28 protein-coding genes are annotated in these 21,841 nt (G+C 72.2%); 10 read left to right on the forward strand and 18 right to left on the reverse strand.

The window, feature by feature from the left end:
- The 4 genes from hemE to CSC66_RS07245 form a co-directional block, all read right to left on the reverse strand.
- Positions 1 to 1,074 carry a uroporphyrinogen decarboxylase gene (hemE, locus tag CSC66_RS07230; RefSeq protein ID WP_162376717.1) on the reverse strand — a complete coding sequence of 358 codons (1,074 nt, stop codon included), beginning with the start codon at positions 1,072 to 1,074 and terminating at the stop codon, positions 1 to 3.
- A gap of 37 nt (positions 1,075 to 1,111) precedes the next feature.
- A complete protein-coding gene (locus tag CSC66_RS07235) occupies positions 1,112 to 1,372 on the reverse strand; it encodes a WGR domain-containing protein (RefSeq protein WP_162376718.1) in 261 nt (86 codons plus the stop codon).
- An 82-nt stretch (positions 1,373 to 1,454) separates the two neighbouring features.
- Complete coding sequence (gene aroB, locus CSC66_RS07240) at positions 1,455 to 2,558, reverse strand: 3-dehydroquinate synthase (protein WP_162376719.1); 1,104 nt, start codon at positions 2,556 to 2,558, stop codon at positions 1,455 to 1,457.
- Complete coding sequence (locus CSC66_RS07245) at positions 2,555 to 3,097, reverse strand: shikimate kinase (RefSeq protein WP_162376720.1); 543 nt, start codon at positions 3,095 to 3,097, stop codon at positions 2,555 to 2,557. The genes aroB and CSC66_RS07245 overlap by 4 nt, the downstream gene beginning before the upstream one ends.
- Positions 3,098 to 3,247: 150 nt before the next feature.
- Between CSC66_RS07245 and CSC66_RS07250 the strand changes: the two genes are divergently transcribed.
- Positions 3,248 to 3,451, forward strand: a complete 204-nt coding sequence (locus CSC66_RS07250) for a dodecin family protein (protein WP_162376721.1) — start codon at positions 3,248 to 3,250, stop codon at positions 3,449 to 3,451.
- Between the two features lie 9 nt (positions 3,452 to 3,460).
- Here CSC66_RS07250 and CSC66_RS07255 read toward each other — a convergent pair whose 3' ends face one another.
- The 3 genes from CSC66_RS07255 to CSC66_RS07265 all read right to left on the reverse strand — a co-directional run bounded on the left by CSC66_RS07255 (position 3,461) and on the right by CSC66_RS07265 (position 5,283).
- The gene (locus CSC66_RS07255; protein WP_162376722.1) at positions 3,461 to 3,742 is read right to left on the reverse strand and encodes a hypothetical protein; all 282 of its coding nucleotides are present in this window, start codon (positions 3,740 to 3,742) and stop codon (positions 3,461 to 3,463) included.
- Between the two features lie 96 nt (positions 3,743 to 3,838).
- Positions 3,839 to 4,489 (reverse strand): response regulator, encoded by a 651-nt coding sequence (locus CSC66_RS07260; RefSeq protein ID WP_162376723.1) that lies wholly within the window; start codon positions 4,487 to 4,489, stop codon positions 3,839 to 3,841.
- On the reverse strand, positions 4,489 to 5,283 hold the full coding sequence (locus tag CSC66_RS07265) for a response regulator (protein WP_162376724.1): 795 nt from the start codon (positions 5,281 to 5,283) through the stop codon (positions 4,489 to 4,491). The genes CSC66_RS07260 and CSC66_RS07265 overlap by 1 nt, the downstream gene beginning before the upstream one ends.
- Before the next feature lie 568 nt (positions 5,284 to 5,851).
- Here CSC66_RS07265 and CSC66_RS07270 point away from each other — a divergent pair.
- A complete protein-coding gene (locus CSC66_RS07270; protein ID WP_162376725.1) occupies positions 5,852 to 6,307 on the forward strand; it encodes a hypothetical protein in 456 nt (151 codons plus the stop codon).
- Between the two features lie 12 nt (positions 6,308 to 6,319).
- On the opposite strand, the gene CSC66_RS07275 is transcribed toward CSC66_RS07270, so the two are convergent.
- Positions 6,320 to 7,129 carry a kinase gene (locus CSC66_RS07275; RefSeq protein WP_162376726.1) on the reverse strand — a complete coding sequence of 270 codons (810 nt, stop codon included), beginning with the start codon at positions 7,127 to 7,129 and terminating at the stop codon, positions 6,320 to 6,322.
- 41 nt (positions 7,130 to 7,170) lie between these two features.
- On the opposite strand from CSC66_RS07275, the gene pdxH reads away from it, so the two are divergent.
- The 4 genes from pdxH to CSC66_RS07295 all read left to right on the forward strand — a co-directional run bounded on the left by pdxH (position 7,171) and on the right by CSC66_RS07295 (position 9,579).
- Positions 7,171 to 7,773, forward strand: coding sequence for a pyridoxamine 5'-phosphate oxidase (gene pdxH / locus CSC66_RS07280; protein ID WP_162376727.1), 603 nt, complete (start codon positions 7,171 to 7,173; stop codon positions 7,771 to 7,773).
- A 14-nt stretch (positions 7,774 to 7,787) separates the two neighbouring features.
- Positions 7,788 to 8,234: an aminoglycoside 6'-N-acetyltransferase gene (gene aac(6') / locus CSC66_RS07285; RefSeq protein WP_338016022.1), complete on the forward strand. Its 447-nt coding sequence runs from the start codon at positions 7,788 to 7,790 to the stop codon at positions 8,232 to 8,234.
- Entirely contained in the window at positions 8,234 to 9,031 is a 798-nt protein-coding gene (locus CSC66_RS07290; RefSeq protein ID WP_162376728.1) for a cobalamin-binding protein, read from the forward strand. Before aac(6') ends, CSC66_RS07290 begins: the two co-directional genes overlap by 1 nt.
- Positions 9,032 to 9,192: 161 nt before the next feature.
- Positions 9,193 to 9,579, forward strand: coding sequence for a hypothetical protein (locus tag CSC66_RS07295; RefSeq protein WP_162376729.1), 387 nt, complete (start codon positions 9,193 to 9,195; stop codon positions 9,577 to 9,579).
- Between the two features lie 13 nt (positions 9,580 to 9,592).
- On the opposite strand, the gene CSC66_RS07300 is transcribed toward CSC66_RS07295, so the two are convergent.
- A complete protein-coding gene (locus CSC66_RS07300) occupies positions 9,593 to 10,183 on the reverse strand; it encodes a class I SAM-dependent DNA methyltransferase (protein ID WP_162376730.1) in 591 nt (196 codons plus the stop codon).
- An 88-nt stretch (positions 10,184 to 10,271) separates the two neighbouring features.
- On the opposite strand from CSC66_RS07300, the gene CSC66_RS07305 reads away from it, so the two are divergent.
- Positions 10,272 to 10,727 (forward strand): CopD family protein, encoded by a 456-nt coding sequence (locus CSC66_RS07305; RefSeq protein WP_162376731.1) that lies wholly within the window; start codon positions 10,272 to 10,274, stop codon positions 10,725 to 10,727.
- Positions 10,728 to 10,764: 37 nt separating this feature from the next.
- Here CSC66_RS07305 and CSC66_RS07310 read toward each other — a convergent pair whose 3' ends face one another.
- Complete coding sequence (locus CSC66_RS07310; RefSeq protein WP_162376732.1) at positions 10,765 to 12,465, reverse strand: alkaline phosphatase family protein; 1,701 nt, start codon at positions 12,463 to 12,465, stop codon at positions 10,765 to 10,767.
- Between the two features lie 207 nt (positions 12,466 to 12,672).
- Between CSC66_RS07310 and CSC66_RS07315 the strand changes: the two genes are divergently transcribed.
- Positions 12,673 to 13,947 carry a dicarboxylate/amino acid:cation symporter gene (locus tag CSC66_RS07315; RefSeq protein WP_162376733.1) on the forward strand — a complete coding sequence of 425 codons (1,275 nt, stop codon included), beginning with the start codon at positions 12,673 to 12,675 and terminating at the stop codon, positions 13,945 to 13,947.
- A 31-nt stretch (positions 13,948 to 13,978) separates the two neighbouring features.
- Here CSC66_RS07315 and CSC66_RS07320 read toward each other — a convergent pair whose 3' ends face one another.
- From CSC66_RS07320 to CSC66_RS07330, 3 genes are read right to left on the reverse strand one after another with little or no spacing between them, the layout of a single operon-like run.
- The gene (locus CSC66_RS07320; protein ID WP_162376734.1) at positions 13,979 to 14,317 is read right to left on the reverse strand and encodes an amidohydrolase family protein; all 339 of its coding nucleotides are present in this window, start codon (positions 14,315 to 14,317) and stop codon (positions 13,979 to 13,981) included.
- A 35-nt stretch (positions 14,318 to 14,352) separates the two neighbouring features.
- Entirely contained in the window at positions 14,353 to 15,324 is a 972-nt protein-coding gene (locus CSC66_RS07325) for an amidohydrolase family protein (RefSeq protein WP_162376735.1), read from the reverse strand.
- Between the two features lie 48 nt (positions 15,325 to 15,372).
- A complete protein-coding gene (locus CSC66_RS07330; RefSeq protein WP_162376736.1) occupies positions 15,373 to 16,254 on the reverse strand; it encodes a bile acid:sodium symporter family protein in 882 nt (293 codons plus the stop codon).
- 144 nt (positions 16,255 to 16,398) lie between these two features.
- Between CSC66_RS07330 and CSC66_RS07335 the strand changes: the two genes are divergently transcribed.
- Complete coding sequence (locus CSC66_RS07335; RefSeq protein ID WP_162376737.1) at positions 16,399 to 16,890, forward strand: acyl-CoA thioesterase; 492 nt, start codon at positions 16,399 to 16,401, stop codon at positions 16,888 to 16,890.
- Between the two features lie 81 nt (positions 16,891 to 16,971).
- On the opposite strand, the gene CSC66_RS07340 is transcribed toward CSC66_RS07335, so the two are convergent.
- Together CSC66_RS07340 and CSC66_RS07345 are read right to left on the reverse strand one after the other, a co-directional pair.
- Positions 16,972 to 17,838: a C40 family peptidase gene (locus CSC66_RS07340; RefSeq protein ID WP_162376738.1), complete on the reverse strand. Its 867-nt coding sequence runs from the start codon at positions 17,836 to 17,838 to the stop codon at positions 16,972 to 16,974.
- A 107-nt stretch (positions 17,839 to 17,945) separates the two neighbouring features.
- Positions 17,946 to 18,506: a C40 family peptidase gene (locus tag CSC66_RS07345; RefSeq protein ID WP_162376842.1), complete on the reverse strand. Its 561-nt coding sequence runs from the start codon at positions 18,504 to 18,506 to the stop codon at positions 17,946 to 17,948.
- Positions 18,507 to 18,580: 74 nt separating this feature from the next.
- Between CSC66_RS07345 and CSC66_RS07350 the strand changes: the two genes are divergently transcribed.
- Positions 18,581 to 19,060 carry an FKBP-type peptidyl-prolyl cis-trans isomerase gene (locus CSC66_RS07350; RefSeq protein ID WP_162376739.1) on the forward strand — a complete coding sequence of 160 codons (480 nt, stop codon included), beginning with the start codon at positions 18,581 to 18,583 and terminating at the stop codon, positions 19,058 to 19,060.
- Between the two features lie 83 nt (positions 19,061 to 19,143).
- Here the strand turns inward: CSC66_RS07350 and CSC66_RS07355 are convergent, their stop codons facing one another.
- Genes CSC66_RS07355 through lpxA form a run of 3 tightly spaced genes read right to left on the reverse strand, consistent with a single transcriptional unit; the run spans position 19,144 to position 21,826 of the window.
- Positions 19,144 to 19,800 carry a ribonuclease HII gene (locus CSC66_RS07355; protein ID WP_162376740.1) on the reverse strand — a complete coding sequence of 219 codons (657 nt, stop codon included), beginning with the start codon at positions 19,798 to 19,800 and terminating at the stop codon, positions 19,144 to 19,146.
- A complete protein-coding gene (gene lpxB, locus CSC66_RS07360; RefSeq protein ID WP_162376741.1) occupies positions 19,797 to 21,017 on the reverse strand; it encodes a lipid-A-disaccharide synthase in 1,221 nt (406 codons plus the stop codon). The genes CSC66_RS07355 and lpxB overlap by 4 nt, the downstream gene beginning before the upstream one ends.
- 20 nt (positions 21,018 to 21,037) lie before the next feature.
- Positions 21,038 to 21,826, reverse strand: a complete 789-nt coding sequence (gene lpxA, locus CSC66_RS07365) for an acyl-ACP--UDP-N-acetylglucosamine O-acyltransferase (RefSeq protein ID WP_162376742.1) — start codon at positions 21,824 to 21,826, stop codon at positions 21,038 to 21,040.
- Positions 21,827 to 21,841: the final 15 nt, after the last annotated feature.

The following is a 21,841-nucleotide window of genomic DNA, read 5'->3' on the forward strand; positions in this document are numbered from 1 at the left end:
TCAGCGCGCGCTGTGCGCGTGCACCGCCTGCACCAGCGCGGCGACGTGCTCGGGGTCCATGTCCGGCGACATCCCGTGGCCGAGGTTGAACACGTGGCCCTCGCGCGAGCCGCCGTTGCCGGCCGCGTAGTCGTCGAGCACGCGCGCGGCCTCGGCGGCGATCTTCTCCGGGCCGGCGTACAGCGTGGCCGGGTCCAGGTTGCCCTGCAGCGCCACGCGGCCGCCGGTGCGGCGCGCGGCCTCGCCCAGCCCGACCAGCCAGTCCACGCCGACCGCGTCGGTGCCCGAGGCGGCCAGCTCTTCCAGGTACGGTGCGTTGCCCTTGCCGAACAGGATCAGTGGTGCGCGCGCGTCGCCCTCGCCGCGGTCCAGCTCGCGCGCGATCCGCTGCAGGTAGGGCAGCGAGAACTCGCGGTACAGCGACGGCGACAGCACCCCGCCCCAGGTGTCGAATACCTGCAGCGCCTGCGCGCCGGCGGCGCGCTGCGCCGACAGGTAGGCGATCACCGCGTCGGTGACCACGCCGAGCATCCGGTGCAGCAGCTCGGGGCGGTCGAAGGCCATGGCCTTGATCTTCGAGTAGTTGTCGCTGCCGCCGCCTTCGACCATGTAGCAGGCCAGCGTCCACGGGCTGCCGGAGAAGCCGATCAGCGGCACGCTGCCGCCGAGCTCGCGGCGGATCACGCGGATGGCGTCCATCACGTAGCGCAGTCCGGTTTCCATGTCCGGTACCGCCAGCCGGGCCACGTCCTCCTCGCTGCGCACCGGGCGTTCGAACTTCGGGCCTTCGCCCTCGACGAAGTACAGGCCCAGGCCCATCGCGTCGGGCACGGTGAGGATGTCGGAAAACAGGATCGCCGCGTCCAGCGGGAAGCGGCGCAGCGGCTGCAGGGTGACCTCGCAGGCCAGCTCCGGGTTCTTGGCCATCGCCAGGAAACTGCCGGCGGCGGCGCGGGTGGCCCGGTACTCGGGCAGGTAGCGGCCGGCCTGGCGCATCAGCCAGACGGGGGTGCGGTCCACGGGCTGCCGGCGCAGGGCGCGCAGCAGGCGGTCGTTGGCGAGGGTTTCGGACACGGTAAACCTTGCAGCGGGAGAGGAGAGGTGGGTGCGCTCAGGACGCCTTCGGCGGCTCGGCGCCGCTGACGAACATCGTCCGGTAGCCGCGCTTGAGCTGGCTGTCTCGCGCCTTCTCGAACGCGGCGGTGGCTTCGGCCTGGAGCAGGTACTGCTCGCGCCGCAGCTGGGAGCGGCCGCCGATCTGGCCGCTCTCGCGCAACAGTTCCCAGCCGCCGAACAGGTCCGGCTGCAGGGTCAGCTGCAGGTAGCGGGGGGCCTCCCCGGGGGCGGGGGGCTGCTGCAGGAGGATGCGCATGGGGCGCCATTGTAGCCGGGGGTGGTGCGACCCGGCGGCGCGCTTCCCCGATGCCGGTTGCGCGGAGCGCGCGACCCCGGCGCTACCCGGCCAGGACTTCGAGCACCCGCGCCTCGTCCACGTCCGGGACGACTTCCGCCTTGCCGATTCCCCGCCACAGGACCAGCCGCAGCCGGCCCGCCAGGTTCTTCTTGTCCAGCCGCATCCGGCCCAGCAATTCCGCCGGCGCCAGCCCGGGCGGCACGTCCACCGGCAACCCGTACGCGCGTAAAAGCGAACGCAGCCTTTCCGTGTCCGACTCCGGTGCCATCCCCAGCATCGCCGACAGTCGTGCTGCCAGGACCATCCCCACCGCGACCGCCTCGCCGTGGTTGAGGGCGTCGCGGTCGGCGCCGGCGTAGCCTTGTTCGGCTTCGATCGCGTGGCCGAAGGTATGGCCCAGGTTGAGCAGGGCGCGTTCGCCGCGTTCCAGCGGGTCGCGCTCGACGATCGCCGCCTTGTGCCCGCAGCTGCGGGCGATCGCCTCGGCCAGGGCGCGGTCGTCGCCGGCCAGCAGCGGCGCACGCTCGCGCTCGAGCCATTCGAAGAACAGCGGGTCGCCGAGTGCGCCGTACTTGACCACCTCGGCCAGTCCTGCGCGCAGTTCGCGCGGCGGCAGCGTGCGCAGCGCGCCGGTGTCGGCGATCACCGCGCGCGGCGGATGGAAGGCGCCGACCAGGTTCTTGCCCTGCGGAATGTCCACGGCGGTCTTGCCGCCGACCGAGGAGTCGACCATCGACAGGAGCGTGGTCGGCAATTGCACGCAGTCGATCCCGCGCATCCAGCAGGCCGCGGCGAAGCCTGCCAGGTCGCCGACCACGCCGCCGCCCAGCGCGTACACGGTCGCGTCGCGGCTGGCGCCGAGCGCGGCCAGGGCATCGATCACCTGGCCGAAGCTGGCCAGGGTCTTGTGCGCTTCCCCGGCCGGCATGACGTGGGTGGCCACCGACAGCGCCGGCCGCGCCTGCCGCAGCGCGCCGGCGACCGCCGCCGCGTACAGCGGCGCGACGTTGCTGTCGCTGACCAGCAGCACGTGGCGGCCGCGCGCATGCGCGGCCAGGCGCTCGCCGTCGTGCAGCAGGTCGGGGCCGATCTCGATCCGGTACGGCGACGCGCCGCCCACGGCGACCGTGCGGGCCGCGCTCATGCCGCCACTCCATCGCTGTTCCAGCGACTGGCCAGCTGCAGGCACAGGCGGGTGGCGGCATCGGCCGCAGTCAGGCCGTCGGTGTCCATCACCAGGTCGGCCACTTCGCGGTACAGCGGCTCGCGCTGCAGCGCCAGCTCGCGCAGCACCTGCTCGCGGTCGGCGCGCTGCAGCAGCGGGCGGGTGCGGTCGCGCTGCAGCCGCTTGAGCTGCGATTCGATCCCGGCCGACAGGTACACGACGAAGCCGCGCTCGCGGATGCGCTGGCGGTTCTGCGCGTCCAGCACCGCGCCGCCGCCGGTGGCCACCAGCTGGCCCTCGCCGGCGAGCAGCTCGGCCAGCGCGCAACGCTCGCGTTCGCGGAAGCCGGCCTCGCCCACGTGCTCGAAGATCGAGGCGATCGTCGCCCCCGTGCGCTGCTCGATGTGGTGGTCGGCATCGACGAACTGCAGGCCGAAGCGCTCGGCCAGGCGGCGGCCGATCGAGGTTTTTCCGGCGCCCATCGGTCCGACGAGCACGAGGTTGGGGGCGGGATTCATGGCTGGCGATGCTAGCACCGGGCCCGCGCCCGGACGACCGTCACCGCTGCAACGGTGCGGCGGGGTCACGCCGCCGTGCCGCGGTGTTAACGCGCGCCTGCACAGACTTCGACTCCCGGCGCGCCGCGCCTGCCAGCGGGAGACCGACCCATGTCGATAGCCAAAGTCATCGAGATCAGCTCGTCCTCCAAGACCAGCATCGAGGATGCGGTGAGGAACGGCCTGAAGAAGGTGGCCGAGACCGTCCAGGGCATCCAGGGCGCCTGGATCAACGAAACCAAGGTGGAGACCGACGGCGAGGGCAACGTGGTCGAATGGCGGGTCAACCTGCGGGTGACCTTCATCGTCCAGTAGCGGTTCCCCTCAGTCCGGATCGCCGGAGACCTGCTGCAGTTCCAGGGCGATCATCAGGTGCAACTCGTCGAGGGTGAGCTCGGCCCGGCCGCTGCTGCGGCGCAGGTGGATGTCCAGCAGGGTGGCGACGAGGTCGCTCATCACGTCCGGGTCGCGGCGCCAGGCCATGATCACCGCGGCGTGGGTGAGGCGGTGCCAGTAGTCGATCCGGGTCGCCGGTGGCGCTTCGTTTGACGCATCCGCGTCGGGCGACGCATGCCAGTGGCGGGGCATTGCCTGCATCGTGTCCATGCCGCGATGCTGCATCGCGATGACGCCTGCGCACCATCGGAATCGTCTGAAAGTCGCAGGATTGAGATGCAGGCCGCGCCTGCACCGGGATCGGCGTCAGAACGCCAGACCGTTCTCGCGCGCATAGGCGTAGACGTCCAGGTCGCTGTGCAGGCCGAGCTTGGCCATCGCATCCTGCTTCTGCCGGCTGACCGTCTTCACGCTTCGGTTCAGGCGGCGGGCGATCGCGGAAACGGTCAGGCCCGAGGCGAACAGCCGCAGCACTTCGGTTTCGCGCGGCGAGAGCGTGGTCTGCGCCGCGGGGATGCCGGTCCCGGCATCCAGCAACTGCCGTATCGAGACGCCGAGGTAGCGCCGCCGCCGTTCGACCGCGCGGATCGCGAGCGGCAGCTCGTTGAGCGCGTCGGACTTGTTGAGCAGCCCGAGGACGCCGGTGTCGAGGATCGCGCGCAGCACGCCGCCGTTGCCTGCCATGGTCAGCACCACCACCGGCAGCATCGGCCAGCGCAGGCGCAGGCGCACCAGCATGCTCAGGCCATCGGCGGCGTCGCCGCCGGGCATGCTGAAGTCGGTGAGGACCAGGTCCGCGGCGACCCCGGCGATGGCCGCGAACAACTCGTCGGCAGTGGCTGCCTCGGCGACCACCCGCGCCCCGCCATTGCGCTCGAGGATGGCGCGGACGCCGCTGCGCACGACCGGGTGGTCGTCTGCAAGGACGATGCGGATCCCCCCGTGCGCATCCGGCATCATCCGCTCCCGGCGGTTCCGTCCGCTGCCGGTGCCTGCATGGCCAGTTGCGCGTGCAGCTCCCGCAGGGCGCCCAGGCGCAGGCTGATGAGGTCCCGCCTGAGCACGTGGTCCGCGGACGCGACAGGATCGACGTCGGTCGCGGAGTGCAACTGCAGCAGGCACAGGCCGCCTTCGATGCGGTGGAGCAGGCGTCGCTGCAAGGGCAGGTCGCCGGCAGCCAGCGCCTGGTCCAGTGCGGCGAGGTCGTCGCCGCTGGCGTCCAGCAGCTGGCCGACGGCCTGGCGCGCATGCGCGGTTCCGCCGAACAGCGAGGTCAGTTGCCGCAAGAGGTCGCCGGCTGGCGCGGGCACGGGGGGCGGCGCGGCGCCCAGGTGGCGCTCGAGCGCGTGCTGCAGCTGGTGCAGCCGCAGCGGCTTGGGCAGGGCGTCGTCCATGCCGGCTTCGCGCCAGTGCACCAGGGCCTGCTCCGAACTGCTGCCCGACCAGGCGAGGATCGGCAGGCGCGCGGTTCCGGGCGACTCGCCGGCGCGGATCCGGCGCGCCAGCGCGGGGCCATCGAGCCGCGGCATGTGGCAGTCGCTGATCAGCAGGTCGTAGCGGTCGCGCTCCAGCGCGGCCAGCGCGTGCAGCCCGTCCTCCACCAGGGTCGCCCCGCAGCCGAGGTGGCGGAGCTGCAGCGCGATCACGGCCCGGCTGAAGGGATGGTCGTCGGCGACCAGCACGCGCCAGCGCACGGGCACCGCCGCACGCCGGTCCTGGCCGGCGGCGCTTGGGGTCGGGTCTTGGTTCATCCTGCCTGCTCCAGGGCGGGACGGCGGTTCCATCGCCGTGCCCGCAGATTGCACGCAAGGTTCGGGCCAACCTGCCGCGGGCCGATGGCAGGCGGCAGGCTGGCCCTCGTTGACGTCCGGACTGGCGGGTCCGGACGGGCCGCTGACGCCCTGTTCCGGGGGAGGGACAGGGCGGGCCCGTGCGGCCACGGGAAGCCGGGGCCAAGCGGCGTTCGCGCACGCGCAGGCTGTCCACCGCCCGGCACCTGCATCCTTTCCTGCCGCTCGGAATCCCCCATACGCCGTGCAAGGTGGCAGGGCGCTCCCGGCATGCCTATCAGACGCGTCTGAAAACCGGCTGGCTGGAACTGCCGCCGTCGGGGAGATCCGCGGTGCCCGCAGGTCGCCGGCATCGTCGACGGATGGCCGGGCCGAGGCAGCGGCTACCGGCACATGGCGTCATGGCCCGCTCCGCCGCCCGTCGGCGCCGGTGGCCGCCGGGCTGGCGGTAAGACGTTGGTCCGGAGAGCGGTGGCCAGACCATCGCCGTTTCTTCGCGGCCGTCGCCGCGCGAGCGAGGGAGGGGCATATGCGCAGGTGGACCCGGGCAGTGCTGTTGTCGGGCGCGGCATCGCTGGCCATGGCCGGCCAGGCCGCGGCGGTGACGCTGGAGGACATGAGGCATTTCGAATCGCTGTACGGCCGCTACGGCCCCAATGGCGACTGTTCGCGTTATCCGCAGGTGCTGATCGATGCGGGGGGCTTCGGCCTGGACCACGGCAACGGCAAGATCGAGCGGGCCAACCGGCCCGAGTATTCGGCCAGTTTCTTCGGGCCGGAGTACGAAGGCATCGCCGGTGCCTTCTGGCCCTACTGGAACGACGCCGGCGGCAATCCGTTCGTCGTGTTCACCAATTACGACGAGAAGCCCGGGGCACTGGTCGTCGAGCCGCACGATTTCGGCTGGAAGGGCGGCCCGCCGATGCCCGCGCGCTACCAGCCCTGGTTGCAGGGATCGCCCTACGCGCGCTGCGCCCGGTCGTGACCGGGCCGGCACTCAGCCGACCACGCGCCGCGCGCGATCCAGCCTGATGCAGTGGTCGGCGAGCGCGGGCAGCGTCCGCAGCGCCTGGCGGCTGATCCGTTCGTAGTGCTGGAGGAAGCGCGCCAGGCGCGCCTCGTCCATGCCGGTGCGGCCGGGTTCGGCCGCCTGCAGCGCCTGCTCCTGCTGCCGGCGCCACGCGTGGACGACCTCGAAGCCCGGTGCCTGCAGGCACCAGAGCACGTCGATGCGCGACCACAAGGGTGGATAGTCGCGTGCCAGCGCGGCGTTGCACCAGCGTCGCCAGCGGCCGTCGGCGTCCTCGTCGCGCTCGAGCGCGTTGAGCGGCTCCCCCAGGGCGTCCGCATGCTCGGGCGGCACGGCCAGGCACCAGCCTTCGAACACCAGCAGGTCCAGCGCGCGCGCCGGGCGCGGCCAGGCGTGTGCGGGTGCGAGGTCGTCGCCCAGCTTGTCGAAGCGCGGCAGCGCCGGGGTCGCGCCCGCGCGCAACGCGTCGATGGTGGCCAAGGCCAGGCCGACGTCGTGCGTGCCGGGTGGTCCGCGGGTGGCCAGCAACGTATGCACCTGTGCCGCCAGCGCCCGCCGTTGCGCGGCGGGGAGGTAGAAGTCGTCCAGCGACACGCACGCCGCCGACAGGCCCGCTGCCTGCGCGCCCGCCACCACCTGCGCGGCCAGCGTGCTCTTGCCGCTGCCCTGAACGCCGCTGATTCCCAGCACGCGCATGCGGCCGTCCCTGCCTGCGCCGCTGGCGGCAAGCGCCTGGCGCACCAGCGGGTCGGGAAAGCCGTGCGCGGCCGTGGGCATCGGTCCACAATACGTGTCCCCATCGCGACTGTGGAGCCCGCATGACCGACCCGCTGCACGCCGAAGCGCTCGATACCTTCGGCCGGCTGCTCGAGGAGGCCGGCGCCACCGGCATGGCCGATCCGAACGCGATGGCCGTGGCCACCGCGGGCAGCGATGGCCGTCCCTCCGCACGCACGGTGCTGCTGAAGTCGTTCGATGCGCGCGGCTTCGCCTTCTACACCCACCTGGACAGCCCCAAGGGGCGCGACCTGCGCGCCAATCCGCACGCGGCGCTGCTGTTCCTGTGGCGGCAACTGCGCGAGGCCGGTGTCCAGGTGCGGATCGAAGGCGACGTCGTCCAGGTCGATGCCGCCGAGGCCGATGCGTACTTCGCCAGCCGCCCGCGGATGAGCCAGCTCGGCGCCTGGGCGTCGACGCAGTCCGCCACCCTGGCCTCGCGCGAGGCATTCGATGCGCGCCTGGCCGAAGTGGAGGCGCGGTTCGAGGGGAGCGAGGTGCCGCGGCCGCCGGGCTGGGGCGGCTTCCGCGTGGTGCCGGTGTCCTTCGAGTTCTGGTACGGCGCCGGTTTCCGGCTGCACGAGCGCTGGTGCTACGAGCGCGGCGGCGAGGGCCGGTGGACCAAGCGGATGCTGTATCCGTGACGACGCCCGCCGCGGTGCCGGTGCAGGTGCGGCCGGCGCAGGCGCCGGACCTCGCGGCCTGGGCCGCCATGCGCCACGCGCTGTGGCCCGACGCCGATGTCCGCGCACTGGCGGACGAGGCGCGCGCTATGCTCGAAGGCGGCCGCGAAGCGGCCTTCATCGCCGTGCGCGACGGCGTCCCGGTGGGAATGGCCGAGGCCAGCCTGCGCCGCGAATACGTCAATGGCACCGGCTCCTCGCCGGTCGGGTTCCTCGAGGGCTGGTACGTGGTGCCGGAGTGGCGCGCTCGCGGCGTCGGCCGTGCCCTGGTCGCCGCGGTCGAAGGCTGGGCGCGGGCCCAGGGCTGCACCGAACTCGCCTCCGATGCGGCGCTGGATAATTCCGCCAGCCTGGCCGCGCATGCCGGCTGCGGCTTCGAGGAGACCGAACGGGTGGTCTACTTCCGCAAGGCACTGGCGTGATGGGTCCGCGCCGCATCGTCTGCCTGACCGAGGAGCCGACCGAGACGCTGTATGCGCTCGGCGAGCAGGACCGCATCGTCGGCATCAGCGGTTTCACCGTGCGTCCGCCGCAGGCGCGGCGCGAGAAACCGAAGGTCAGCGCGTTCACCAGCGCGAAGATCGAAGCGATCATGGCCCTGCGCCCGGACCTGGCGATCGGCTTCTCCGACATCCAGGCCGACATCGCCGCCGAACTCGTGCGCCGCGGCGTCGAGGTATGGATCGCCAACCACCGCAGCGTGGACGGCATCCTCGACTACGTGCGCCGGCTGGGCGCGCTGGTCGGCGCCGGCGACCGCGCCGATGCCTATGCCGGTTCGCTGCGACGCGGGCTGGATGCGATCGAGGCGCGCGCGGCCGCGTTGCCGGTGCGGCCGAAGGTGTACTTCGAGGAATGGGACGAGCCGATCATCACCGGCATCCAGTGGGTGGCCGAGCTGGTGCGGATCGCCGGCGGCGACGACGTGTTCCCGGAGCTGTCGGCGCAGCCGCTGGCGCGGGCGCGGATCCTGGCCGATGGCGCCCCGGTGGTGGCGCGCATGCCCGACATCATCCTCGGCTCGTGGTGCGGCAAGAAGTTCCGTCCCGGGCAGGTGGCCGCGCGCCAGGGCTGGGACGCGATCCCGGCGGTGCGCGAGGGCGAGCTGCACGAGATCAAGTCGCCGCTGATCCTGCAGCCGGGGCCGGCCGCGCTCACCGACGGCGTGGCGGCGATCGCGGCGGTCGTGCAGCGCTGGGCGGCGCGCCGCGCGCAGTGAGGTGCGGCGTCGACCCACTGCGCATACCCGCGGCCCGGCGCGACGGCCCTGGCAGGGAAGTGGGACGGCCGTCGCGGACCCGCATCGGCATGGCGTGATGCCGGCGCCACGCGCGAGGCGCCCATGCTAGCTTCGCGGCCCAGTCCACCCCGGAATAGACCGTGAAACAAGGCTGCCTGTGGTTGCTGCTGTTCGCCGCCTGGTCCGCCAGCGCGCAACCAGTCTACAAGTGCACCAACGCCGAGGGTGGCAACAGCTACCAGTCCACGCCCTGCGCCGAAGGCGAGGCGTCCACCACGCGTGCGCACGTCGCCCCCGCGTCGGGTTACATGCCCACCACCACGGCGCCGTTGTCCGCGCACGCGCAGTCGGCTCCGCTCGTTCCCGGCGAGCGTCGTGCGCAGGCCAGGCATGGGAGCGGTGCCGCCAACGCCACCTGCGACGGGGCCCGCGCGCAGCGCACCGCCACGCTGGGCGCCGCCGGTGCGTCGCCGCCGGCGGAACTGCGGACCCGGCTCGACCAGGCCGTCCAGGACGCCTGCGGCTAGTCGGGGCGCGACGTCAGCCGCGCTCCAGCGCCGAGGGCGCCTGGGCCAGCGCGGGGCCCAGCCAGCAATGCGATCCGACCGGGGTGAACCCCTGCGCCTGCAAGCGGCGCCGGTACCAGCGGGCCGTGCGCGGCTGGAAGCCCTCGGTGTCGCCCTCGAATTCGTCCTCGGCGGTGAAGGCCTCGAGGAACGCGACGCCGCCGCACAGTTCCGCCAGCCCTTGCAGGCCCTGGTTCAACTCACGGGTGGGCAGGTAGTGCAGCACGTCGGCGCAGACCAGCAGGTCGGCCGGGGCGCACGGGCGCAGCCAGGCGAAATCGCCGAAGCGCGCCAGGTGCAGGTTGCGCCGGGCGCCATGGCGGACGATCGCGTACTCGCTGCTGTCGAATCCCAGGTAGCGCACCTTCGGCCGCAGCTTGAGCAGCGGCGCGCGCCAGGCCCCCTCGCCGCAGCCGATGTCCAGCACGCTGCGGATCGGCCGCTCCAGGTAGTGCTCGGCCACCGACACGGCCAGGGCGACCTTGCGTGCCAGGCGCTGCGGCTCCTGCACGCCTTCGCGCCGGTACCAGTGGTCGAAATAGCGGCGGTCGTAGGTCTTGGCCATGCGGGCTCGCGGAGGCGGGTGGGGGGCGGTTCGACAGCACGCGGGCCATCGCCGAGAATCCGCACATCCTAGCCGCAGGCCGCCGCGCATGTATTCGACGTATCTCTGGGTGAAGTCCTTCCACCTGCTGTTCGTGATGGCCTGGATGGCCAGCGTGTTCTACCTGCCGCGGATCCTGGTCAACCTCGCCGAAGCGCCGGAACAGCCCGACGTGCGCGCGCGCCTGGTGTCGATGGGCCGGCGGCTGTATCGGTTCGGCCACAACATTTTCGGCATCGCCGTGCTGCTGGGCCTGGTGCTGTGGCTGGGCCACCGCGCGGTCGACGGCTTCCCGACGATGGTCGGATCGCCCGCCGGCTGGCTGCACGCCAAGCTGCTGCTGGTCGCGTTGATGCTGGCGCAGTTCATCGTCTGCGGACGCTGGCTCAAGGGCGTCGAACAGGGACGCGCGCTGCCGTCCCCGCGCACGCTGCGGCTGGTCAACGAACTGCCGGTGCTGGCGTTGCTGCTGGTGATCTGGCTGGTGCTGGCCAAGCCGTTCTGACATCGCGGGCCCGGATGCACGGGCGCGACTTGGTGCTTCAACGCTCCTGCATGAAATCGCGCGGCTGCGGCAGGTCCACCGGTACGCCGCTGGCGTCGCAGGTGCCGGCCTGGCACAGGCGATCGCGCAATCGCGGGGTCGCCTGGACGATGAAGTGGTACAGCACGTTCTGCTCGACGGTGCCCCGGATCGCATCGCTGCCGGGGCCGCGCGCCCAGACGCCCACGTCCTCGCCGCCATGCGACTCGGATTTCAGCGGCACCAGGGCTTCCTGCAGGTAGTCCGGGTCGGTGGTGTCGACCTTCGACAGGTCCGGCCGGCCCTCGACCGGGGCGAACGTGCTCGGCGAGTGCAGGAAGCGCTTCGGGCCGGCCGGCTGGCGGTTGCTTTCGCCGGTATTGCCCGGGCCGTTGGCGTAGGTGAGCGTGGTGAAGGTCAGGCCGGTGGCATCGCGCGCGTAGCCGCCGGCCAGGTCGTCCTCGCCGCCGCGGCCGCGGACCTTGCCCAGGATCGGGTTGCCACGCTCCGGGTAGCCGACGAAGTTCAGCGTGTGCGAGTGGTCGGCGGTGACCAGGATCAGGGTGTCCCCGGCGGAGGTCATTTCCGCGGCGGTGCGCACCGCGTCCGACAGGGCGATGGTCTCGTCCAGCGCGCGGAACGCGTTGCCGTAATGGTTGGCGTGGTCGATGCGCGCGCCTTCGACCATCAGCACGTAACCGTCCGGGTCGCGCGACAGGCGCTCGATCGCGATGGCGGTGAGCTCGGCCAGCGAGGGCTCCGCATCGCGGTCGCGGTCGTGGTCGAACTGCATGTGGTCCGGCTCGAACAGGCCCAGCAGCGCCGGCGCCTCGCCGGCGGCCTGCAGCTGCGCGCGGTTCCAGACGTACGCGCCCTGCGGGTGGGCGCGCTGCCATTCGGCGACCAGGTCGCGCCCGTCCAGGCGCTGGCCGACCTTGTCGTCGTACTCCGGGTCGCGCTGGACGACCGGCATGAACTCGCCACGGCCGCCGCCGAGCAGGACCTGCGGGCCGCGGCCATAGGGCGTGGCCACCATCTGCCGGGCGATGTCGGTGCAGCCCTGGGCGACCGCCTCGGGCGGCAGGTCGGTGTCGTTCTCCCAGTCGCGGTTGGGCGAATGCGCCCAGGTCGCCGCCGGGGTGGCGTGGGTCAGCCGGGCGGTGCTGACGATGCCGGTCGCCATGCCGGCGCTGTCGGCCAGCTGCAGCCAGGTCAGCCGGTGCTTGCCGAGGCTGCCGGCGCAGTCGTCGCGATCGCCGGCGGAAACGCCGATGGCGCCCATGTGGGTCTTCACGCCGGTGGTCACCGCGGTCATGGTGCCGGCCGAGTCGGGCGTCTGCGAATCGGTGTTGTAGGTCTTGCTCAGGGCGGTGTGCGGAAAGACCTCCCAGCCGAGCAGGTTCTCCTCGCCCGGCTGTCCTTTGCGCTGGCCCTCCAGGATGCGCGCCGCCGCCACCGTGGTCAGGCTCATGCCGTCACCCAGGAACACGATGACGTTCTTCGCCCGGCCGGCCATGGCGCCGTTGCCTGCCGCGCGCGCCGCGCCGCTGCGGTACCACCACTGCGCGGACTCCCCGCCCGGACGGTCCACCGGCGGGACTTCGACGGTGACGGCCGTCGAACGGAGCGTGGTGCTTGCGGGAGAAGTCGAGCATCCGCTGGCCAGGGCGAGGGCGGTGCACACGACGGTGACGGGAAGGCGTACGGCGGGCAGGGGCATGGCGATGGCGTGGGGTGGCTCGGAAGGCGCGCGTTGCCGGCATGGCGCGCCGTGAACGGCGCAACCACGCCACGGGCGTCGCGCGGAGGAACGGCATTATGCCCGGCGCACGGTGTCATGCCGGTGACACGATGGCGTTCCACCGCCGGCGTCGCCAGCGCCGGCCGGCTGGGCTAAGGTGCGCCTTTCCCGGCGCGCGGTGATGGAATGAAGCTGGTCTCGGCATGGTTGGCGATCCCGTTCTGGCAGCGCGTGGCGGCCGGCTTCGTGCTGGGCGCGCTGGCGGGCTGGTTGATGGGGCCGGCCGCGCAGACCTGGTTCGGGCCGCTGGGCACCATCTACGTCACCCTGATCCGGATGATCGCTGTGCCGCTGGTGCTGTTCGCGGTCATCAACGCCGTCGCCTCGCTGCACGGGCAGAAGTCGGTGGCCGCGCTGGGCGGCCGCACCTTCCTGTGGTTCGCCGCGACCGCGGCGCTGGCGGTGTGCGTGGGCCTGGTCGTGGGCCTGGTGCTCAAGCCCGGGCATGGCCTGAGCGGCCTGCAGATGGCGCCGGACTACACCGTGCGCGAGGTGCCCACGCCGGTGCAGGTGCTGCTGGACGTGGTGCCCTCCAATCCGTTCAAGGCGCTGGCGGACGGCAAGATCCTGCAGGTGATCTTTTTCGCCGGCCTGGTCGGCTTCGCCCTGGTCAAGCTCGGCGAGCGCACCGCGCGCCTGCGCGCGCTGGCCGGCGAGGCCAGCGAGACGATGATCCAGGTCACCCGCTTCGTGCTGGAGACCACGCCCCTGGGCACCTTCGGCCTGATCGCCGGCCTGGTCGGCAGCTACGGCTTCGAGAAGCTGCTGCCGCTCGGCAACTTCGTCTTCGCCCTGTACCTGGCCTGCGCCCTGCACATCGTGTTCGTCTACGGCAGCCTGCTGCTGGCGCACGGGCTCAACCCGCTGAAGTTCTTCCGCGGCGCGGCCTCGGGCATGCAGGTCGCGTTCGTCAGCTCGTCGAGCTTCGCCTCGATGCCGGTGGCCCTGCGCAGCGTCACCCACAACCTGGGCGTGGACCGCGACTACGCGGCGTTCGCCGTGCCGCTGGGCGCGAGCATCAAGATGGACGGCTGCGGGGCGATCTACCCGGCGCTGACCAGCGTGTTCGTGGCCCAGTACTTCGGCCTTGACCTGTCGGTGAACCAGTACTTCGTGATCCTGCTGGCCTCGGTGCTGGGCAGCTTCGGCACCGCCGGCGTGCCGGGCACGGCGATCGTGATGGTGACCCTGGTGCTCAGCGCGGCCGGCCTGCCGCTGGAAGGCATCGGCCTGCTGGTGGCGATCGACCGCATCCTGGACATGATGCGGACGATGACCAACGTGACCGGACAGATGCTGGTGCCGGTGCTGGTGGCCAAGGAGACCGGGCTGCTGGACCGGCAGGTCTACGACCGCGCGTCCAGCAACGTCGGCCTGGAGCACGGGGGCGTCGGCGACTGAGCCGGCGGCGGGCTTCCGGCCGCCCGCAGCGTCAGTCGGCCGGCGCGGCGGACGCTTTCGCCGCGCCGGCGCTGAAGTCGTCGCGCGGATAGCGCACGCCGCGCTTCACCGTCTCGGTCACGCTGCGCAGGTGGTCGATATCGGCCAGCGGATCCTGCGCGAGCACCACCAGGTTGGCGAGCTTGCCCGGCTCGACCGTGCCCATGGCCTTCTCCTGGCCCAGCGCGCGGGCGGCCGTGGCGGTCGCCGCGCGGATCACCTCCATCGGCGGCATCCCGACCGGGCCGGCGAGCAGGTCCAGCTCGTCATACAGCGACGGGAACGGCGCATCGTCCGGGTTGTCGCCGTCGGTGCCGCTGGAGATGGCCACGCCCTGTTTGAACGCCTGCGCGGTCAGGCGCAGGGTCAGTCCGGCCGAGCAGCGCGGCGGCGCGCCTTCCTGTCCCGCGCGTATTCCTCGACGTGGCGCACGTACACCAGGTTGGTCGCGTCGAGGATGATCCCGCGCGCGGCCATCGACGCGAACAGGTCGGTGATCGGGGCCGGCATCGCCCCGTCGTTGAATGGCGCTTCGTCCACGGGCGTGCGCTCGTGGTAGCTCGCCGGCTTGCGTGCCGAGGCCTGGTAGGCGAGCGGGCAGCTGTGCGAGATCACGTCCATGCCGGCGGCCACGTCGTCGGCCGGCATCGCGGGAAACACCGCCGCATGCGCCCACACCGGGATGCCCTGGCGGTGCGCTTCGGCGGTGATCCTGGCCAGCAGCGGCCCGGGCATGTCGGCATACAGCTTGATGCCATCGGCCGAAGTGCCGCGCGCCATCGCCACCGCCAGGACCAGGTCGGTGCGTTCGTCGATAGCCTGCATCCACGGCGTTTGTCCGGGCGTCCTGCCGCGGGTCACCGCGATCGTGCGCGGATCCTTGAAGAACCCAGGCCCGGCCATCAGCGCTGCGTAATGGATGTCCGGCGAGGGAATCTCCCCGACCAGGGCCTGGCGGGAAAGTTCGCCGACCGAACGCACGTCGTCGGCCATGCTGCGCACGGCGGTCACGCCGGAATACAGCTGGCGTCGCAGCGTCTTCCTGGCCGCGTCCGCATCCGGCGGCGTGGCCAGGTGGACGTGGGTATCGATCAGGCCGGGGATGACATGCCGCCCCTGCAGGTCAACCACCCGCGCACCGCGCATATCGGCCTGCGCGTCGGGCAGCACCGCCACGATGCGTTCGCCCTCGACGACGATGCTGGTGCCGGGCCTGGCGGGCGCGCCGGTGCCGTCGATCAGTACCGCGTGGCGATAGATGGTCCGTTCCGGCGTGGCCTCGGTGGCGATGGCGGTGGAGGACAGCAGGAGCAGGCAACCCAGGAAGCCACGGCGCATTGCAAGATCCATCCGGCGGGGCGTGCAGCATCGCCGGTCACTGGCCGTTTACGCCAGCCCGCCGGCGCCTTCGCGCCGGCCTGCCCGTACCAGCCATCCGGCGAACAGCGCCGCGGTGAGGAACATCAGCAGGCTGTAGACCGCGGCCGGCGCCGCGATCGTGGAGCTCTCCAGCACGTTGAGCGCGATGAAGATGGCCAGGGTGCCGTTGTGGATGCCGATCTCCATCGCGATGGCGATCGCCTGCCCGCGCGGCAGGCGCAGCGCCAGCGGCGCCCGGTAGCCGGCGGCCATGCTGGCGAGGTTGAACAGCAGGCAGGCCGCGCCGACGGCGGCGAAGTAGGTGACCAGCACCTGCCAGGACTGGACCACGGCCACCGCCACCAGCAGTGCCAGCACCAGTACCGCCAGCACCCGCAGCGGTTTTTCGGCGCGCGCGGCCAGCGCCGGGAACGATCCGCGCACGGTCATGCCCAGCAGCACCGGCAGCAGGATGATCACCGCGACCTCGACGATCTTGCGCGTGGGCGGCGGCACGTACTGGCCCGCGCCCAGGAAATGTTCCAGGGCCAGGTTGAGGATCAGCGGCAGGGTGAGCAGGCACAGCACGCTGTTGATCGCGGTCAGGGTGATGTTGAGGGCGACGTCGCCGCGCGCCAGGTGGCTGTAGATGTTGGCGGTGGCGCCGCCCGGCGAGGCGGCCAGCAACATCAGGCCCACGGCCAGTTCCGGCGGCAGGCGGAACGTCAGCGCCAGCCCGAACGCCGCCCAGGGGAGCAGAAGGGTCTGCAGCGCCAGCCCGACCAGCACCGCGCGCGGGTAGCGCGCCACCCGGCGGAAGTCCTCGACGGTCAGGCCGAGCCCAAGGCCGAGCATGATCACGCCCAGGGCCAGGGGCAGCATCAGGTTGGTCAGCAGCGTCGCCTGCATCTACGGCTCCCTTCCCCGCGGGTGGCCGATACCATCACCGATGGCGGCGCCGGCGGTCACGCTGCTGCGCCGCATGGTCCGCGTGCCGCGCTGCGCGTGGCGGCGTACCCTGACGGCGACGCCCTTTACCCCGTGAGGCCCGCCATGCCGGGACAACAGCGCGACCTGACCCTGCGCTTCCTTGCCGAACCGACCGACGTCAACTACGGCGGCAAGGTCCACGGCGGCATCGTGATGAAGTGGATCGACCAGGCCGGCTATGCCGCCGCGGTGGGGTGGAGCGGTCGCTACAGCGTCACCGTGGCCGTCGGCGGCATCCGCTTCGTCGCGCCGGTGCGGATCAGCGACCTGGTGGCGGTATCGGCCAAGCTGATCCACACCGGCAACAGCAGCATGCATTTCGCCATCGAGGTGCGCGCGCGCGACCCGATGGGGGGTGACTGGCGGCTGTGCACGCACTGCGTGATCGTGTTCGTGGCGCTCGACGCGGTCGAGGGCCGGCCGGTCGCGGTGCCGCCCTGGCTGCCGCAGTCCGACGAGGACCGGCGCATGGCCGAGTACGCCCTGAAAGTGATGGACCTGAGCAAGGGCATCGAGCAGACCGCCGCCGCCTACCAGTCGCCTGCCGGCGACTGAGGACGCGTCCCGGGGCCCGTGCCGAAAGCACGAGGCCGCCATGCGGCGGCCTCGAAGAAGGGTCCGGCAATCGCGCCGCGGTCAGATCTCGACCCGGCGCGCCTGCATGAAGCGGTTGCTCCAGTAGCCGGTTTCCATGCTGTCCACGCGCACATCCTTGCCGCGGCTGGGCGCGTGCAGGAACTGGCCGTTGCCGACGTAGATGCCGACATGGTTGACCCGGCCGCGCAGGCCGAAGAACACCAGGTCGCCGGGGGTGAGCGCGCTGCGGTCGCGGATCAGCTGGCCGGACGCGGATGCGGCCATCTCGCGCGACACGCGCGGCAGTTCCACGCCCAGCGCGCTGCGGAACACGTAGCCGACCAGGCCGCTGCAGTCGAAGCCCTCGGTGGAGGTGCCGCCCCAGCGGTACGGGGTGCCGACCAGCGACATCGCGGCCTTGAGCACCTGCTGCACCCGGCCCTCGGGGGCCTGGCTGCTCTGCGCAGGGACGCCCTGGGTGAGGTCGTAGGCGGCGAGCAGGCGGCTGACGTCGCCGGCGAACATCGCCGAGCGGTCCAGCAGCGGGAGGCTGTCGTTGCCGGCCAGGTGCGGCAGCAGCGCGGCGAGGGTCGCATTGGCGGCGGCATCGGCCTTCTGCCGCAGGCCGGAGGCCGCAGCGGCGGGCGCCTTGGCGCCGGCGACGACGGGTTGCTTGGCCAGCTGGGATGCCGCCGGCTTGGCCGCCGCGGAAGCGGCGACCGGCGCCGCCAGTTCCAGTTCGACCGGGACGATCACCTCGGCCGCCGGGGCGATGGCCTCGGGCACGATCGGCGCCGGTTCCGGCGCGGCCAGCGCAGGCAGGGCCGGCGCGGCGAGCAGGAGGGCGAGGAGGGGGCGGAGCACCGCCCGGGAACGGGCAGTGGTAGTGGCGGCAGGCTGGCCTGTACGCAGGTCGTCGGTCGTCACGCGGGCATCACATCTACGGCAGTGGACGGATCATGCCGCCTTCACTGTCCCTTGATGTTCACAAAAAGTTAAATTTATGTAAAGGCGCGTGTGCGCCGTGTCCCATTTCAGCGCAGAACGCGTTTGGCGCCGCTGTAGTGGTCGCGCCAGTAAGGGCCGTCCAGGCGGTCCAGGCGCACCGTCCCGCCGGTACTCGGCGCATGGACGAAGCGGCCTTCGCCCACGTAGATGCCCACGTGGGTGACATTGCCGCTGCTGCCGAAGAACACCAGGTCGCCGCTGGCCAGCCGCTCGGGCGCCAGCCGCGGGCCCTGCACGCCGGCCAGTTCGCGCGAACTGCGGGGCAGGCGCAGGGCCAGCATGTCGCTGTAGACGTAGTTGACCAGTCCACTGCAATCGAACCCCGATTCGGGCGTATTGCCGCCGTAGCGGTACGGCGTGCCCACCAGGCTCAGCGCGCGCAGGGTGACCGCGTTGGCCGAGGCCGGGTCGTCCGGTGCCACCTGCGGCCAGTGGCGCGCCTGCGGGGTCTCGGGGCGGGTCGCTTCCCGGCCGCAAGCGGCCAGCAGCAGGGCCAGGCCCAGTGCCGCGAGGACGCCTGTCCGGCCCGGCGCTGGCACCGGGGGAAGCGGGACGGGATAATGCGGACCTTTCCTCACGGCGGCCATCATGGCCGCACTCCCCTGCGGCCGACAAGCCGTCCAACCGCTGCCGGTCCACGGGCAGCCATACCGAGTTGCGCATGAAGATCGAAAAAGACCGCGTCGTCCGTTTCCACTACACCGTCTCCGAAGTCGGCCAGGAGCCGCTGGAGAGCTCGGCCGACCGCGAGCCGATCGCGATCCTGATCGGCCACGGCAACATCATCCCGGGCCTGGAGGCGGCGATGCAGGACAAGGCCGCCGGCGAGAAGTTCGCCGTCGACGTCCCGGCCGCCGAGGCGTACGGCGAGCGCCGTGAAGGCATGGGCCAGCGCATCCCCAAGAAGCACTTCGGCAATACCAAGCTGGCGCCGGGCATGCAGGTGGTCCTGCAGACCAACTTCGGCCCGCGCGCGGTGACCGTGGAGAAGGTCGGCCACAGCGTGGTCGACGTCGACCTGAACCACCCGATGGCCGGCAAGGACCTGCACTTCGACGTGGAGATCGTCGAGGTCCGCGAGGCCAGCGCCGAGGAGATCGAGCACGGCCACGTGCACGGCGACGGCGGCCACCACCACTGAGGCGGTTTCGCCGGCGTTGACGCGACGGCCCGCTTCGGCGGGCCGTTCGTTCTTTCGGGTCCGCCGGCCGGGCGCGCCGGCAGTTACGCCGGGACCGGCTCGCCGCTGCGGGCGAAGGCCTCGCGCACCGGGGCGAAGCTGCGCCGGTGGTGCGGACAGGGTCCATGCGCGGCCAGGGCGGCCAGGTGCGCGGGGGTCGGATAGCCCTTGTGCACGTCGAAGCCGTAATGCGGATGTTCCTCGTGCAGCGCGCACATGAGGCGGTCACGCGCGACCTTGGCCAGGATCGAGGCGGCCATGATCGCCGGCTCCAGCGCGTCGCCGCCGACCACCGCCTCGGCCAGGCATGGCAGCGCCCGCGGCACGGCGTTGCCGTCGATGCGAACCAGTTCGACCTGCGGCCCCAGCGCCAGGATGCAGCGACGCATGCCTTCCAGGGTCGCGTGCAGGATGTTGAGCCGGTCGATCTCCTCCACCGGCACCATCTCGACGTGCCAGGCCAGGGCGCGTTCGACGATGCGCGGGTAGAGCGCCTCGCGTTGCGCGCGGGTCAGCTTCTTCGAATCGTCCAGCCCGCGCAGCCGGCGCCGCGGATCGAGGATCACCGCCGCCACCGCCACCGGGCCGGCGAGCGGACCGCGGCCGGCCTCGTCCACCCCGGTCACGCGCAGCCGCCGGCGGTCGATGGCGAACATGTCCATGCCCGGGTCCTGCGCCGGGCCGGCGCCCGGCCGCTTCATGGCGCGGGCCGGCGCCCGCCGGCGAGCGCGGGCAGGCTGGCGACCGCGGCGGCGGCCGAGGCCGACGCACCCTGGCGCAGCTGCTCGTGCAGGGCCAGGTACTTCGGTTGCAGGGCGGCCACCGCCGCGGGCGACTGGAACCAGGTCAGCACCGCGTCGGCCAGCCGCGCCGGGGTGCAGTCGTCCTGCATCAGTTCCGGCGCCAGGTCCTCGCCGGCGAGCACGTTCGGCAGCGCGTAGCGGTCGACCTTGAGCAGGCCCAGCGCCCGCACGATGCGGTAGGTGAGCGGCGACACGCGGTAGCCGACCACCATCGGCCGCTTGGACAGCATCGCCTCGAGGGTCGCCGTCCCGGAGGCGAGCAGGACCACGTCGGCGGCCGCCAGCGCGGTGCGGGCCTGGCCGTCGAGCAGGTGCGAATGCATCACCGGCAACGCCGAGCGCGACATCTGCGCCTGCAGCAGCTCGCGGCAGCGCGCGTTGGCCGCCGGCACCACCACGTGCAACGCACGCATTTCCTCGGCGACCTGCCAGGCGGCCTCGAAGAAGACCTCGCCCAGCCGCTCGATCTCGCCCAGGCGGCTGCCCGGCAGCACCGCCAGCACCGGCGCCCCGGCGGGCAGGCCCAGGGCCGCGCGGGCCGCTTCGCGGTCGGGATGCAGCGGCATCGCGTCGGCCATCGGATGGCCGACGAAGCGCGCGTCGACGCCATGCCGGGCGTAGATCGCCGGCTCCATCGGGAACAGGCACAGCACCCGGTCGGCACTGGCGCCGATCTTCTCGGCACGCTTCTCGCGCCATGCCCAGACCGAGGGGCTGACGTAGTGGACGGTGGGCACGCCGCGTTGCTTGAACCAGCGCTCCACGCCCAGGTTGAAGTCAGGCGCATCGATGCCGATCACCACGTCCGGCCGCCAGGCCAGCGCGCGCGCGCGGAACTCCCGGCGCAGCTTCAGCAGGCGCGGCAGGTGGCGCAGCACCTCGAACAGCCCCATCACCGCCAGTTCGCTGGCGTCGTGCCAGGTCTCCACGCCGGCCGCGCGCATGGCGTCGCCGCCGATGCCGGCGAAACGCGCGTCGGGGAACCGGCGGCGCAGTTCCTCGACCAGGCCGGCGCCGAGCGCGTCGCCGGACGCTTCGCCGGCGACGAGCACGAAGCGCAGGCCGCCCGCGTCCGTGCGCTGCGCCGCTTCCCGTCCCCGGATGCGCTCGTTCATGGCGGCCCGACGCGGTGCGCTCAACGCAGCAGCGGCCGTTCGCCGCTGCCGATGAAGTCCAGCAGCAGGCGCACGTCTTCGCTGTCCAGCGCCTGCTGCGCCAGCTGCTCGCGGGCTTCGGCCAGCGGCAGCCCGGCGACGAACAGCGTGCGGTAGGCGCGCTTGATGGCCGCGATCCGCTCCGGGCTGAAGCCCCGGCGCTTGAGGCCCTCGCTGTTGATCCCGCGCGGCCGCCCGATCGAGTTGCCGCCGACCATCGTGAACGGAGTGACGTCGCCGTTGGCCAGCGCGCCCATGCCGAGGAAGGCGTGGGCGCCGATCCGGCAGAACTGGTGGGCGCCGGCGAAGCCGCTGATGATCACCCAGTCGCCGACGGTGACGTGGCCGGCCAGGGTGGTGTTGTTGGAGAAGATGCAGTGGTTGCCGACGATGCAGTCGTGGGCCACGTGGGTGTAGGCCAGCATCCAGTTGTCGTCGCCGATGCGGGTCACGCCGCCGCCGTTGCCGGTGCCGCGGTTGAGGGTGACGAACTCGCGGAAGACGTTGCGGTCGCCGATCACCAGCTCGGTGCGCTCGCCGGCGAACTTCTTGTCCTGCGGTTCGCCGCCGATGGCGCAATGGCCGATGAACCGGTTGTCGCGGCCGATCCGGGTCGGGCCGGCGAAGCTGCAATGCGGGCCGATCTGGCAGCGGTCGCCGATCTCCACGTCCGGGCCGACCAGGGTGAAGGCGCCCACGCTCACGCCCTCGCCCAGGCGCGCGCCGGGATCGATGACCGCGGTGGGGTGGATCAGGGCATTGGCGTTCATGGGTTCGAAGTCCGT

The organism is Pseudoxanthomonas kaohsiungensis (assembly GCF_010211765.1).
GTDB classification, from domain to species: Bacteria; Pseudomonadota; Gammaproteobacteria; order Xanthomonadales; family Xanthomonadaceae; genus Pseudoxanthomonas; species Pseudoxanthomonas kaohsiungensis.

Coding starts and splice junctions, on each gene's coding strand:
- CSC66_RS07235 (WP_162376718.1), bottom strand. CDS start 1,372: ATGCGCATCCTCCTGCAGCAGCCCCCCGCCCCCGGGGAGGCCCCCCGC.
- aroB (WP_162376719.1), bottom strand. CDS start 2,558: ATGAGCGCGGCCCGCACGGTCGCCGTGGGCGGCGCGTCGCCGTACCGG.
- CSC66_RS07245 (WP_162376720.1), bottom strand. CDS start 3,097: ATGAATCCCGCCCCCAACCTCGTGCTCGTCGGACCGATGGGCGCCGGA.
- CSC66_RS07250 (WP_162376721.1), top strand. CDS start 3,248: ATGTCGATAGCCAAAGTCATCGAGATCAGCTCGTCCTCCAAGACCAGC.
- CSC66_RS07255 (WP_162376722.1), bottom strand. CDS start 3,742: ATGGACACGATGCAGGCAATGCCCCGCCACTGGCATGCGTCGCCCGAC.
- CSC66_RS07260 (WP_162376723.1), bottom strand. CDS start 4,489: ATGCCGGATGCGCACGGGGGGATCCGCATCGTCCTTGCAGACGACCAC.
- CSC66_RS07265 (WP_162376724.1), bottom strand. CDS start 5,283: ATGAACCAAGACCCGACCCCAAGCGCCGCCGGCCAGGACCGGCGTGCG.
- CSC66_RS07270 (WP_162376725.1), top strand. CDS start 5,852: ATGCGCAGGTGGACCCGGGCAGTGCTGTTGTCGGGCGCGGCATCGCTG.
- CSC66_RS07275 (WP_162376726.1), bottom strand. CDS start 7,129: ATGCCCACGGCCGCGCACGGCTTTCCCGACCCGCTGGTGCGCCAGGCG.
- pdxH (WP_162376727.1), top strand. CDS start 7,171: ATGACCGACCCGCTGCACGCCGAAGCGCTCGATACCTTCGGCCGGCTG.
- CSC66_RS07290 (WP_162376728.1), top strand. CDS start 8,234: ATGGGTCCGCGCCGCATCGTCTGCCTGACCGAGGAGCCGACCGAGACG.
- CSC66_RS07300 (WP_162376730.1), bottom strand. CDS start 10,183: ATGGCCAAGACCTACGACCGCCGCTATTTCGACCACTGGTACCGGCGC.
- CSC66_RS07305 (WP_162376731.1), top strand. CDS start 10,272: ATGTATTCGACGTATCTCTGGGTGAAGTCCTTCCACCTGCTGTTCGTG.
- CSC66_RS07310 (WP_162376732.1), bottom strand. CDS start 12,465: ATGCCCCTGCCCGCCGTACGCCTTCCCGTCACCGTCGTGTGCACCGCC.
- CSC66_RS07315 (WP_162376733.1), top strand. CDS start 12,673: ATGAAGCTGGTCTCGGCATGGTTGGCGATCCCGTTCTGGCAGCGCGTG.
- CSC66_RS07325 (WP_162376735.1), bottom strand. CDS start 15,324: ATGCGCCGTGGCTTCCTGGGTTGCCTGCTCCTGCTGTCCTCCACCGCC.
- CSC66_RS07330 (WP_162376736.1), bottom strand. CDS start 16,254: ATGCAGGCGACGCTGCTGACCAACCTGATGCTGCCCCTGGCCCTGGGC.
- CSC66_RS07335 (WP_162376737.1), top strand. CDS start 16,399: ATGCCGGGACAACAGCGCGACCTGACCCTGCGCTTCCTTGCCGAACCG.
- CSC66_RS07345 (WP_162376842.1), bottom strand. CDS start 18,506: ATGGCCGCCGTGAGGAAAGGTCCGCATTATCCCGTCCCGCTTCCCCCG.
- CSC66_RS07350 (WP_162376739.1), top strand. CDS start 18,581: ATGAAGATCGAAAAAGACCGCGTCGTCCGTTTCCACTACACCGTCTCC.
- CSC66_RS07355 (WP_162376740.1), bottom strand. CDS start 19,800: ATGAAGCGGCCGGGCGCCGGCCCGGCGCAGGACCCGGGCATGGACATG.
- lpxB (WP_162376741.1), bottom strand. CDS start 21,017: ATGAACGAGCGCATCCGGGGACGGGAAGCGGCGCAGCGCACGGACGCG.
- lpxA (WP_162376742.1), bottom strand. CDS start 21,826: ATGAACGCCAATGCCCTGATCCACCCCACCGCGGTCATCGATCCCGGC.